Origin of the sequence: Longimicrobium sp. (assembly GCA_036377595.1) — a bacterium.
In the GTDB taxonomy this organism is placed as follows: domain Bacteria; phylum Gemmatimonadota; class Gemmatimonadetes; order Longimicrobiales; family Longimicrobiaceae; genus Longimicrobium.
In genome coordinates this window covers 1-11,758 of record DASUYB010000190.1, presented here as the reverse complement: position 1 = coordinate 11,758, position 11,758 = coordinate 1, and the positions used below count along the sequence as shown (strand labels likewise).

Genomic DNA, 11,758 nt, shown 5'->3' with positions numbered 1-11,758 from the left:
CCCGAATCTCGTGCTGCCGCGATGATAGATCCTTCGGCCTGCAACCACTTGCGCAGACGCTGATTACAGTCTGGCCGGCCTCAGGATGACGTCATCGTGGAACCGATCGGGGTGCATCAACCAAATTCCCGGATTTCGTATAAACAGAAGGGTCTCACGCAGAGTTAGCAGAGTCAGCAGAAGAACTGCAGTTCCTCTGCTGACCCTGCTAACTCTGCGTGAGACTTTCTTTTATCCTCTTACGGTACGATGCCGAGGGTCGCGCCCGCGGGTTGGGCCACGACTTCCTCGATGAAGAGGACGTGGTCCAGGTTCAGCACCGCGTGCTCGAAGCGCTCGCCCGACGCGGCGCAGACGGCGTCGGTGACGGACAGGAACCCTTTCAGCGTTCCCAGGTGGTCGGCGAGGCGGACGTTCGGTGCGCGGTGGAGGTTGCCCTCCAGCACGCGGCCGGTGCTCAGGTGGATGCGGTGCGGCTGCGGGCGCTTGTTCCCCACCATCGACGGGGTGGAGGGCGGCGCCGGGCGTGCTCGTGCGATCACGATTCCGGGACCTGCAGAGGAGAAGGAAGGAGATGACCGTCCGCCGCAGAAGCAACCCGCGCGCCGGATTTCCATCTCCATGCAAGTTGTTGGGGAATGATGATTTAGATCGTGGTCCGCGGATGGCGCGGAAGAAGGCGGAGCGTCGAATATCTCGACACTCCGCCTTCTGATCTTCGGAAAACAATCCGCCGGACGGCGATTTCTCCGCGGCCGTCCGGAAATCCGACGCGTATTGGCTACTTGCGCCCCTGGTCGCGGAACACGTCGGCGAAGCGGCGGCCGTCCGTCGTGCGGCGGCGCGCGCCGGGGGCGTCGTGCCGCGCGATCACCCGGTTGGCCACGGTCGAGGCGATGTGCTCGTCCATCGGCAGCATCTCGCCGTACAGCTCCAGCGTGCGGTCGATGTCGACCTCGTCGCCCAGCGCGTCGAACATGTCCAGCACGTTCCCCACGTGCGTCTCGATGATCGCCTCTTCCGAACGCGCGGCCACGATCAGCAGCTTCCGTTTCGCTTCGGCACTCAGTCGGCGGCGGCGCAGCCAGTCGAACATGTCCTCTCCCCGGTGGTATCAGATCGAACCTGCGGGTAAAATCTGCCGACCCCCCGGCGCGGAGGCAAGCCCGGCCGGGACGGCGCGCGGGGGTGGATGCAGAGTGCGGCCGTGTTTATATTTGGCCGGGCAGACGCCCCGGAAGCACCTCCTTCCGCAGCAGTTCCCGCCGCACCGGCAGGGCCCGTTCTCCCCCCAGTTTCGCAAGCTGCATGGGCACGTCATTCCTGAGCGCGGAAGAGTTCGACGAGCAGGCGCACCGGCTGTACGAGTCCGGCGATTACGACGACGCGCTGGAGGTGCTCCGCGACGGGCTGCGCCACCACCCCGACTCGGCGCTCCTGCACGTGGGGCTGGGATACGTGCGCATCGCCCGCGAGGAGTACGCGTGGGCGCGGGTGAGCTTCGAGGAGGCGCTCGACCTGGACCCCGAGTACGAGGACGCGTGGGTGGGGCTGGGCGAGACGCTGCTCAAGTTCGGCCGCGTGGACGAGGCGCTGAAGTGCTTCTCCACCGTCGACGCCATGGGGCTGCACGACGACCTGGAGCTGGGGCTGACCATGGGCCGCGCGCTGTACCGCGAGGGTCTGTTCGCCGAGGCGCGCACCCGCTTCACCGCGCTGGCGCACGGGCACCCCGACAGCGCCGAGGTGGCCGCCGCCCGCGGCTACACCCTGCACGCGCTGGGCGACGACGTGGGCGCGCGCCGCGAGCTGCGCCGCTCGCTGCGGCTCGACGGCACCTTGCACGAGGCGCGCATCTACCTCAGCCACCTGCTGCACGACCGCGGCGACGTTCCCGGCGCGCTGCGCGAGCTGGAGAAGGTGCCGCCCGCCGAGCACTGGGACACGCTCTCGCTCTGGCGCTACGTGGAGCTCAAGTGCGCGGTCGACAAGGTGAAGGACGACGACCCGCTCTTCGCGCCGTGGAAGGAGCGCATCGCCGCGCTCGAGAACGACCCCGACGACATCGACCACCTCCTGGCCGAGGTCGAGTCGAGCTTCGAGGGCGCCGACGACGAGCCCGCGCAGCCGATGGAGCTGACCGCGCAGATCGACTTCATCATGCGCATGCTGACCCCGGCGGGCGACGGGCGCGAGACGTCGCTGAAGGGGCACCGCGTGCGCACCGCCGAGGGGACGGTGTTCGAGGGGACGTGGGACGAGATCGTGGGCGGGATGCGCGACCACGCCGACCCCACGCTGCAGGTGAGCGTGTTCATGCGCCGCGCGGCGCGGCAGATCCGCGAGCGCACGGGCCGCTCCGTGCCCACCGAGAGCACCGAGGCCTTCCTGAAGGCCGTGGCCAAGCTGGGCCTGCTGAAGATCGAGGCCTGAGCGGCGGAGCGCCTTTATGCCGCCGCCGCGGTTCTGACCGTCGGGCCGTCCGGCCCGCGCCACGGGGGCGCGGCGCCGGACGGTCCGTTTTGTGCTTGGGATGGGCGGCATGCACGATCCGGAGAACACGCTGAAGCCGCTGCGCGCGGTGGAGGGCGACGTGATCGCCCTGCGCACGGGGCAGGGCGGGGCGGCGGGGGTGGTGCGCATCGCGCGGGCGGCCGAGACGGTGCTCCGCCGCATGCTCCGCGACGACCCCACCGCCGCGGTGGACCTGCGCCTGCGCGCGCTCTCACCCGACGACGTTTCCACCGGTGAGCTGCTGGCCGAGCTGCGCCGCCGCGACCGGCTGCCCATGGAGCTGGCCGCGTCGTTCCACGAGCTGTCCGCTGCGGCCAACCGCCTCGCCACCGAGGGCGGAGACGCCACGCCGCGCGACGTGGAGGTGGCCGTCGCCGCCGCGGACGGGCTGGAGCGCCACGTCCTCTCCAACCCTTACGAGGCGCGGCTCGAGGACCCGGTCCTGGCCCAGCGCGACGACACCCTCATCCCGCCGCCGCCCGAAGACCCCGAGCCGGTGCACGCCATCCCCGTGGCCAGCCGCACCCGCCCTGCGCTGCCCTGGATCGCGGGCGCGGCGGTGGCGGTCGCGATCGTCGCGCTGGCGTTCGTGCTGCTGCGCGGCCGGGGTGCCGACCCGCTGCAGGAGGCCGTCGCGGCGTACGGCCGGGGCGACACGGCGCGGGCGTTCTCGCTGTTCATGGACGCGGCCAAGGAGCACCCCGACTCGCCGGACCCGCACTACTACATGGGGCAGATCTACCGGCTGAAAGGGCGCCCCCAGGAAGCCGCGCGCGAGCTGCGCGAAGGGCTCAAGCTGGCCCCGAACGACGCGCGGTTGAACACCGAGGTCGGCTACCTGATGCTGGACCAGGGGCGCGCCGCGCAGGCCGCCGACCAGTTCCGCGCCGCGGTGCTGCAGGACTCCACCAACGCGCGCGCGTGGGCGGGGCTGGTCAGCGCGCTGCGCCGCTCCGGCCGCCCCGCGCAGGCCGAGCGGGTGCTGGCCCGCGCGCCGGTGGAGGTGCGCTCGCTGATCACCAGCGTCCGCGCCGACACGGCCACGTACATGCCGGTGGATTCGACCGGGATGGTGGGAGGAGGGCCGCCGTCGACCGTCCCCAATCTCCAGGTGCCGAGCACGCCGTATCCGCCGGACACAGCTGGGACCGTCGCCGCGCCGCCGCTGCAACCGTAACCGTGCGGACAATCTCAACAGAAAGTCTCACGCAGAGTCAGCAGGGTCAGCAGTAGAACTGCGGTTTAACTGCTGACTCTGCTGACTCTGCGTGAGACTTTCTGTTATCCTCATACGCCACGACGCCGGGGGTCGCGCCCGCGGACGGCGATTCGGCGCGGGAGCGAAAGATTCGCGCTCCCGCGCCGAATCCATTATCGTACCGGCAGTTCCGTGCTCTCGCACTTTCGCACTTCCGCACTCTCGCACTTGCCGATGGATTCCATCGACCGCCTCTACCGGCGGATCGCCGACGTGCTCCTGCGCGAGCCGGGGACGGCCGTCACGGTGGGCGACATCTACCAGCACCTGGTGCCGTACCGCACCGTGCGCTCCGAGCTCGGCTTCGGCGAACTGGCCGAGTACGAGCACGCGCTGCTGCGGCTCCTCTCCGGCGAGCGCGACTACCTGGTGGTCGAGCGGGCCGACGTGCAGGAGGAGTTCCAGCGCGAGCTGCGCACGACCAACCCCATCCTCGGCATCTATCGCGACTACGCGGACGTGGGCGTGTACCTGAATCCCTACGCGCCCGAGGTCCCCGCGGCCGACCTCACCGCGCCGCCGCCCGCGTCCACCGGACAGACATCCACGCTGGCCGCTGCGCTCGCGCGCAATGGTGACGCGGACGCGCCGGGAGTGGTGCTCGACTTCACCTCGCCGGAGCCGGCTACTCCGTCGACGCCCGCGAAGGCGTCGCGGCCGCGGCCGAAGTCGTGCCCGGGGTGCCGGTCCACGCTGCCGCCGGGGCGCGAGATCCGCTTCTGCCCGTTCTGCGGCAAGTGTCTGGCGCCCATCCCCTGCCCGGAGTGCAGCACCGTGGTGGAGCCGGAGTGGAAGTTCTGCATCATGTGCGGCTGGCCGCGCGACGCCGCCCCGGTGCCACCGCCGCCGGAACGGCCATTGCGGTAGCGCGACGGAAGCTTGGACGAACCCGCGGCCCGCGGTCCGGCGCCGCGGGTTCCGCTTGGAATGGCTCTGGAGATTCGGGGTGATGGTGATCGGAAAGACGGGCGCGGCGCTGGTGACGGCGATGCTGATCGCGGCCTGCCGCGGCGGGTCGGGCGATGCGGATGCGCCGGGCGATGGAGGCGCGGCGGCCCAGCCCGCGGCCCCGCGCGGCGAGGCGGAGAGCCCGGGGCGCACGCTCTACGTCCGCGCCTGCATCATGTGCCACGGCGAGCGCGGCGCGGGCACCCAGCTCGCCCCCGCGCTGAACGACCGCCCGCGCGAGGTGGGCGACGTCGTCCGCGTGGTCACCGAGGGCGTCGCTACGGCCGAGCCGCCGCACACCCCCATGCCCCCGCGCGGCGACGGCGGCTTCACCGACCAGGAGATCCGCACCGTCGCCGAGTACGTGCACGGCCTCGCGCGGTGATTCTTCTCGAAGAACAGAAGGATTTGGGCGTGTTGGGCGCTGAGACGCCCAAACGGGCTGCGCGCGCCGTAGGCAACGATACTGCTGTTGCCAACGGCGTCGGGCCCCCACCGCGCCCACCATCCACGCGGGTCGTCGGCGACGGCTCGCGCGCGGCGGTGTCCCGGCCCTCCGGGCGCGCATCCCTCACGCAAGTGCCTGTGCCGCGCTGAGTTCTCCCCTCCCCTGCGCAGCGGGGGAGGGGCCGGGGGAGGGGGCCGTTCGCGGCCGCGCCTACGCCTCTCGCAGCGCGTCGACGTCCTCCCCGATTCGCTTTCGATCGATCTCATCCGCGCTCACGAACACCCTCCCGGCCTTCGTGGCGCGTCCTCGATCACCCCGGTATCTTCCCGCGCTTCGCAATCGTCATCCCCCCAATCACGCACAGGCACATGGCGCGGATCGCGGTCATCCCCGGCGACGGCATCGGCAAGGAGGTCACCCGCGAGGCGGTAAAGGTGCTCCGCGCGCTCGAGGCTGGCGGCGGCCCCTCCCTCGACGTCGTCGAGTGGCCGCACGGCGCCGACCGCTACCTGGAGACGGGCGAGACCATCACCGAGGCCGAGTTCGCCGACCTCGAATCGAACTACCAGGCCATCCTCCTGGGCGCGCTGGGCGATCCGCGCGTCCCCGGCAACGAGCACGCGCGCCAGATCCTGCTGGGGATGCGCTTCCGGCTCGATCTCTTCATCAACTTCCGTCCCGTCCGCCTCTACCACCCGCGCCTGACGCCGCTGCGCGACAAGACCGAGCGCGACATCGACTTCGTCATCTTCCGCGAGAACACCGAGGGCGTGTACGTGGGGATGGGCGGTACCTTCAAGCAGGGCTCGCCCGACGAGGTGGCCGTGCAGGAGGACGTGAACACGCGCAAGGGCGTGGAGCGCATCATCCGCGCGGCGTTCGAGCACGCGCAAGCAAACGGGCTGGAGCGCGTCACCATGTCCGACAAGGCGAACGCGATGGAGCACGCGGGCGGCCTCTGGCGGCGTGTCTTCAAGCAGGTGTCGGCCAGGTACCCCGGCATCCAGACCGAGGCGCTGTACGTCGACATGCTGGCGATGGACCTGGTCCGCCGCCCGGAGCGCTACCAGGTGATCGTCACCGGCAACCTGTTCGGCGACATCCTCTCCGACCTGGGCGCGGGGATCGCGGGTGGGCTGGGCTTGACCGCGTCGGGCAACATCCACCCCGGCCGCGTGTCGATGTTCGAGCCGGTGCACGGCTCCGCGCCCGACATCGCCGGGCAGGACAAGGCCAACCCGTTCGCCGCGATCCTCACCTCCGCGCTGATGCTGCGCCACCTGGGTCACAGGGAGGCCGGCGACCGCGTCGAAGACGCCGTCCGCGCCTGCGTGCTGGCGGGCGAGACGACGCCCGAGCTCGGCGGCACCCTCGGCACGCAGGCCGCGGGCGACGCGGTGGCCGCGCGGCTGGCGAATTCCTGAAACTCCCGCCTTCCCGGCCCGGTACAAAGTGGCGGGCCCCGCGCACGGCGCGCGGGGCCTGTTCGTTCGCCCTCTCCCGATCATCCGATGCCGATGCGATTCCTCCCCGCCACCCTGGCCACGACGCTCGCGCTCGCCGGCGCCGCGCACGCGCAGGCGCCCGACACCGCGCGGCTGGCCGAGGCGTACCGCCGCCACGACTGCTTCACCGCGCGCGAGGCGCTGCGCGGCGCGCGCGACGGCTCCGCGCCGGGGCTCGCCTTCTACCGTGGCTGGACGGCGGCGGCGTTCAATCACCCCGACAGCGCCGCGGCCGAGCTGCGCCGCTACCTCGCCTCTCCCGCCGCGGCGGGCGATCCGGAGCGTCGCCGAGCCGCGCAGCAGCTCCTGGGCGACATGCTCGTGCGCGAGTTCCGCTACGGCGACGCCGCGGACGCGTACGCCGCCCTGGAGGAGGTCAGCCCTGACAGCGCGAAGGCCGACCTGCGCAACGTGGTGGCGCTCTTCGGCGCGCTGCGCTCCGTCCCCGCGCAGACGGTGTCGCTCGCCGGTGACGTGGACGTGCCGACGACCCGCGACCGCGCGAACCTGATCAACCTGCAGGTGCAGGCGGGCGAGGCCACGGAGAACTTCATCTTCGACACCGGCGCCAACCTCTCCACCGTGGTCGAATCGACCGCGCAGGCGCTCGGCTTCCGGATGATCGACCAGTCCATCCAGGTGGGCGCGGTCACCGGCGTGCGCACGGCCGCGCGCCTGGCCGTCGCGCCCGAGCTGCGCATCGGCGCGGCGACGGTGCGCAACGTCGTCTTCCTCGTCTTCCCCGACTCCGCGCTCGCGTTTCCGCAGATCGGCTATCAGATCCACGGCATCCTGGGCCACCCCGTGATCACCGCGCTCGGCGAGGTCACGCTGACGCGAGAGGGACGCCTCCAGGTTCCTGCGAATCGAAGCACCACCGTGGGTGGCGAGCCGAACCTGTGCCTGGACGGGCTCGACAACCTCGTCCTCGGCAGCATCGGCGGCGAGACGCTGCTGTTCGGCTTCGACACCGGCGCGCGCACCTCGCAGTTCTTCCCGCGCTACCACCAGCAGCACCGCGCCGCCGTCGAGGCGGGAACCGAGACGACCCTTCGCATCGGCGGCGCGGGGGGGATGCGGACCATCCACGCGTACACGATCGGCCCGGTCGCGATCACGGTCGGCGGCGGCACGGCCACGCTGCAGCGCATCAACGTGTCGACGGAAACCACCGGCGAGCGCAGCCGCTACGTCGACGGCGACATCGGCCAGGACGTGATCACCAGCTTCGCCGCCATGACGCTGGACTACCGAGCGATGCAACTGCGTTTCAGGTGACACGGAAGGGGCTCACGCAGGGTTAGCAGAGTCAGCAGCATCAACAGCTGCAACTGCTGACCCTGCTGACTCTGCGTGACACCAATCGGCCGAAGCGTGCTCACGGTGGCGCATTCGCACCGTTCGGGACTTTGCGGTTGACTTTGTCGTCGTGCTTCGTTTAAGTTCGCCCCTCCCGAGGTTCTCACGCCGCCCGAACCGTCGCGCCCGTGGAGATCTCATCCGTAACGCTGCGCGTCCTCCTTCTCTTCTTCCCGGGCGTGCTCTGCGCGATGCTCGTCGACGCGCTGACGGCACACCGCGAGCGCACGCCCGTGCAGTTCCTGACGCACGCGTTCGCGCTCGGGATGGGCTCCTACCTCTCGCTCGCCCTCGCCCGCGACGCGCTCGCGGCCGCGGCGAGAGGGCTGCGCCTTCGCGAGCCTCTCGACGTCACCTTCTTCGACGCGCTGCTGAACGACCACACGCGGATCGCGTGGCGTGAGATCGTGGTGGCCGCGGTGGTCGGCGTGGTGCTCAGCTGCGTGGTCGTCGCAGTGATCAACCGCAGGCTCGTGGCGCGGTTCGCGAACGTCCTGCGAATCACGAAGAAAACGGGTGGACTCGACGTCTGGAACTTCGTGTTCAGTTCGCGCGTGGGAGACTACGTGGTTGTTCGGGACATCTCACAGGACACGGGCTACCTCGGTACTGTGGAGGTCTTCTCCGAAACGTCCGATCAAGCCGAACTGCTCCTGACCGATGTAGTGGTGTTCAGCAATTCCACTTCTGTGAAACTGTACGAAGCGGAGTACGTATACCTCGCTCGCAACGCGCATTCGCTGGTGATCGAGCCGGGAAAACCAAGCCTCGGATTGGAGTAAGAGATGGCGCTCAGGCGAAACTCGCGGATTCAGCTCAAGCCGCTCATGGGCAACTGGAACTTCGAACCGCGTCCGCCACGGCCGGACCTGACGCCGGCGCCGTTCGGGATTCCCTTTTCCTCTGCGCCCCCACGTGACGGACACCATGCGCCGGCCTGGAGGGAGACAATCCCTGCGCCGTTCGGCATTCCCTTCGGGCGCCCGAACCCGCCCGGGCCTCCGCGGTTTCCAGCCGACGAATAGGAGCGGACGAAACAGAGCGGGCCGACGCTGTGTTCGGGCCCGCTCTGTCATTCATCATCCTCGCCTTCAGCCTTCTCTTCCGTCGCCGCATCGGCCTTGGCCGCGACCTTCGGCGGGTTGGCGAGGTCCAGGCCGGGGGGCCAGGCGTCGCCGTAGCCGTCGCGGAAGGCGTCCCAGTCGCCGGGCGCCAGCGCCGCCTGGAGCTTGCGCGCGGAGCGGCCCAGGCGCCGCAGGTCGCGCTCGCGGCGGGCGGCGGAGACGGGGGTGGCGCTCACGTCCGCCCTGTCGAAGTCGAGCAGGTACACCTCGGGCTCGGCCTCGCCCGCCACGACGAGGAGGTTGCGCAGGTTGACGTCGGGATGCGCCACGCCGGCGTCGTGCATCAGCGCGATCTGCCGCCCCGCCTCGCGCAGCACGGCCGCGCGGCGATCGGCATCTCCCCCCTGGTCGGAAAGCCACGCGGCGAAGTCGATCCCCCCGGCCACCAGCACCGTGGCCAGCCACGCCCGGTAGCCGGCGAGGCGCGCGGGGCGCTCGATCGCCGCGACCACGACGGGGGCGCGGACGCCGCCGGCGCGGGCGCGCTCGGTGGCCCGCAGCTCGTCGAAGGCGCGGTTGCCGCCGAAGTAGAGCACGCGGTTCACCCAGCGCATCACGCCGCCGCGGCGGTAGCGGCGCACCACCACGCGCGTCCCGTCCGGCAGCGTCGTCACCGGGTGCACCTCGCGGCCGCCCGAGACGGCGTCGTCGGCGCGCACGGTGTCGGGGTCGGACAGGTGCTCGGCGGCGTCTTCCCAGCCGCGCCGCACCAGCAGCCGGGTGCGGCCGTCCACCATCGGGACGAAGTCGGCCAGGGGGGCGTCGGCGGCGCCGGGGGGTCGGCTCATGCCCGGCAAGCTGCGGGTGCGGCTTGGCCGTTGTCAAATCCGCGCTTGCGCCGCGTCCGCCGCGTTGACCCCACGCGGCGCCCCGGCTAGCTTTTCGCCCGTATGCCCGCTCCTCCCAAGCGCCTGCTCTGGGTCGACGACGAGATCGACCTCCTCCGCCCGCACCTGCTGTTCATGCAGGGGCGGGGCTACCACGTCGATGCCGTGTCCAACGGCGACGACGCGCTGGAGCTACTGCGCCTGTCCCCCTACGACCTGGTGCTGCTTGACGAGCAGATGCCCGGCCGCAGCGGGATGGAGGTGTTCGACGAGCTGCGGCGCATGGACGCGCGCGTGCCGGTGGTGATGGTGACGAAGAGCGAGGAAGACCGGACCATGACCGAGGCCATCGGCCGGCGCGTGGCCGACTACCTGGTGAAGCCGACCTCGCCGCGCCAGGTCCTCTCCGTGGTCACCCGCCTGCTCGAGGGAAAGCAGCTGCAGCAGGAGCAGGTGGCGCGCGACTTCACCACCCGCTTCCGCGCGCTGAACGCCGGCCGCGAGCCGCGCGGCTGGCGCGAGTGGGCGCGCGACTACTCGGAGCTGGTGGACTGGGAGCTGCGCCTGCGCGGCGCGGGCGAGACCGGGCTGCTGGCCGCGCTGGAGACGCTGCTCGACGACTTCCGCCGCGAGTTCTGCGAGTGGGTGTGCGACGACTACTCGTCGTGGGTGAGCGGCGCCGGCGACCGGCCGCCGCTCTCGGTCGACGTCGTCCCCCAGTTCCTCTCGCCGCTGCTGGGGCGCGACCGCACGGTGCTGTTCGTGATCATCGACTGCCTGCGGCTGGACCAGTGGCGCACCCTCATCCCCCTCCTGGCGCCCTACGCGCAGGTGGAGGAGGCGCTCTACTACTCGATCCTGCCGACGGCCACGCCCTTCTCGCGCAACGCCATCTTCTCCGGCCTCTATCCCGACGAGATCTCCGCGCGGGTGCCCGGGTGGTGGGGGTGGGAGGGCGAGGGGAGCCTGAACTCGTTCGAGGGCGAGCTCTTCCGCGAGCAGGTGGCGCGTGTCGAGGGCGCGTCTCTCCCCGTCCACTACGAGAAGGTGTTCGACGCCGGCGACGGCGACGTGATGCTCCGCCGCCTCCCCGGCCACCTCGCGCAGCCGGGGGTGACCGCGGTGGTCTTCAACTTCGTGGACCAGCTCACGCACGGGCGGTCGGAGAGTGCGGTGCTGATGGAGGTGGCGCGCGACAAGGAGGCCTTGCGCGCGCTCACCCGCCAGTGGTTCGAGCGCAGCGAGGCGCTCACGGCCATGCGCGAGGCGCTGCACCGCGGCATCCCCGTCCTCGTCACGACGGACCACGGGTCGATCCACTGCCACCGTCCCGCGACGGTGTTCGCCAAGCGCGACACCACGCAGAACCTGCGCTACAAGTTCGGCGACGACCTGCGGGCGGAGGATCCGACGACGGCGTTCTCCACGCCGGATCCACGCCGCCTCCGCTTCCCCCCGGGGCGGCAGGCGACCAACTACCTGATCGCGCTGGAAGACGTCTTCTTCGTCTATCCCACCAAGCTGCGCCAGTACCAGGCGCGCTACCGGGGGGCGTTCCTGCACGGAGGGGTGAGCCCCGAGGAGATGATCCTCCCGGTGGCCCTGCTCAACCCGCGATGAGGCTCTACCTGCGCATCCTGCGCTACCTGAAGCCGCACGGCGGGCTGTTCGGGCTGGCCATCGTCGCGATGACGGTGTTCGCGGCCCTGGACGCGTTCTCCTTCACGCTGCTGATCCCGTTCCTGAGCGTGCTGTTCGGCAGGTCGGACCCCTCC

Annotated in this window: 11 protein-coding genes; 8 read left to right on the top strand and 3 right to left on the bottom strand. The window is 70.8% G+C overall.

Features of this window, described 5'->3' with window-relative positions; genetic code table 11:
* Nucleotides 1-239 precede the first annotated feature (239 nt).
* A complete protein-coding gene (locus VF092_30430; GenBank protein ID HEX6751649.1) occupies nt 240-542 on the bottom strand; it encodes a hypothetical protein in 303 nt (100 codons plus the stop codon).
* A 239-nt stretch (nt 543-781) separates the two neighbouring features.
* A complete protein-coding gene (locus tag VF092_30425) occupies nt 782-1,096 on the bottom strand; it encodes a hypothetical protein (protein HEX6751648.1) in 315 nt (104 codons plus the stop codon).
* A gap of 212 nt (nt 1,097-1,308) precedes the next feature.
* Here VF092_30425 and VF092_30420 point away from each other — a divergent pair, with 212 nt between their 5' ends.
* The 7 genes from VF092_30420 to VF092_30390 all read left to right on the top strand — a co-directional run bounded on the left by VF092_30420 (nt 1,309) and on the right by VF092_30390 (nt 8,814).
* A complete protein-coding gene (locus tag VF092_30420) occupies nt 1,309-2,433 on the top strand; it encodes a tetratricopeptide repeat protein (GenBank protein HEX6751647.1) in 1,125 nt (374 codons plus the stop codon).
* A 109-nt stretch (nt 2,434-2,542) separates the two neighbouring features.
* Nucleotides 2,543-3,691, top strand: coding sequence for a tetratricopeptide repeat protein (locus VF092_30415; GenBank protein HEX6751646.1), 1,149 nt, complete (start codon nt 2,543-2,545; stop codon nt 3,689-3,691).
* Between the two features lie 255 nt (nt 3,692-3,946).
* Nucleotides 3,947-4,639 (top strand): zinc ribbon domain-containing protein, encoded by a 693-nt coding sequence (locus VF092_30410; GenBank protein HEX6751645.1) that lies wholly within the window; start codon nt 3,947-3,949, stop codon nt 4,637-4,639.
* A gap of 82 nt (nt 4,640-4,721) precedes the next feature.
* Nucleotides 4,722-5,105 carry a cytochrome c gene (locus VF092_30405; protein HEX6751644.1) on the top strand — a complete coding sequence of 128 codons (384 nt, stop codon included), beginning with the start codon at nt 4,722-4,724 and terminating at the stop codon, nt 5,103-5,105.
* A gap of 431 nt (nt 5,106-5,536) precedes the next feature.
* On the top strand, nt 5,537-6,592 hold the full coding sequence (locus VF092_30400; GenBank protein HEX6751643.1) for a 3-isopropylmalate dehydrogenase: 1,056 nt from the start codon (nt 5,537-5,539) through the stop codon (nt 6,590-6,592).
* Between the two features lie 87 nt (nt 6,593-6,679).
* The gene (locus VF092_30395; protein HEX6751642.1) at nt 6,680-7,951 is read left to right on the top strand and encodes a retropepsin-like aspartic protease; all 1,272 of its coding nucleotides are present in this window, start codon (nt 6,680-6,682) and stop codon (nt 7,949-7,951) included.
* A gap of 209 nt (nt 7,952-8,160) precedes the next feature.
* Nucleotides 8,161-8,814, top strand: a complete 654-nt coding sequence (locus VF092_30390; protein ID HEX6751641.1) for a DUF6338 family protein — start codon at nt 8,161-8,163, stop codon at nt 8,812-8,814.
* 290 nt (nt 8,815-9,104) lie between these two features.
* On the opposite strand, the gene VF092_30385 is transcribed toward VF092_30390, so the two are convergent.
* Nucleotides 9,105-9,944, bottom strand: a complete 840-nt coding sequence (locus tag VF092_30385; GenBank protein ID HEX6751640.1) for a lipopolysaccharide kinase InaA family protein — start codon at nt 9,942-9,944, stop codon at nt 9,105-9,107.
* A 102-nt stretch (nt 9,945-10,046) separates the two neighbouring features.
* On the opposite strand from VF092_30385, the gene VF092_30380 reads away from it, so the two are divergent.
* Complete coding sequence (locus tag VF092_30380) at nt 10,047-11,603, top strand: response regulator (protein HEX6751639.1); 1,557 nt, start codon at nt 10,047-10,049, stop codon at nt 11,601-11,603.
* Nucleotides 11,604-11,758 lie beyond the last annotated feature (155 nt).

What these genes read in the sequence shown, in the direction of transcription:
- VF092_30425 (HEX6751648.1), bottom strand. Translation starts at nt 1,096, where the DNA reads ATGTTCGACTGGCTGCGCCGCCGCCGACTGAGTGCCGAAGCGAAACGG.
- VF092_30420 (HEX6751647.1), top strand. Translation starts at nt 1,309, where the DNA reads ATGGGCACGTCATTCCTGAGCGCGGAAGAGTTCGACGAGCAGGCGCAC.
- VF092_30415 (HEX6751646.1), top strand. Translation starts at nt 2,543, where the DNA reads ATGCACGATCCGGAGAACACGCTGAAGCCGCTGCGCGCGGTGGAGGGC.
- VF092_30410 (HEX6751645.1), top strand. Translation starts at nt 3,947, where the DNA reads ATGGATTCCATCGACCGCCTCTACCGGCGGATCGCCGACGTGCTCCTG.
- VF092_30405 (HEX6751644.1), top strand. Translation starts at nt 4,722, where the DNA reads ATGGTGATCGGAAAGACGGGCGCGGCGCTGGTGACGGCGATGCTGATC.
- VF092_30400 (HEX6751643.1), top strand. Translation starts at nt 5,537, where the DNA reads ATGGCGCGGATCGCGGTCATCCCCGGCGACGGCATCGGCAAGGAGGTC.
- VF092_30395 (HEX6751642.1), top strand. Translation starts at nt 6,680, where the DNA reads ATGCCGATGCGATTCCTCCCCGCCACCCTGGCCACGACGCTCGCGCTC.
- VF092_30385 (HEX6751640.1), bottom strand. Translation starts at nt 9,944, where the DNA reads ATGAGCCGACCCCCCGGCGCCGCCGACGCCCCCCTGGCCGACTTCGTC.
- VF092_30380 (HEX6751639.1), top strand. Translation starts at nt 10,047, where the DNA reads ATGCCCGCTCCTCCCAAGCGCCTGCTCTGGGTCGACGACGAGATCGAC.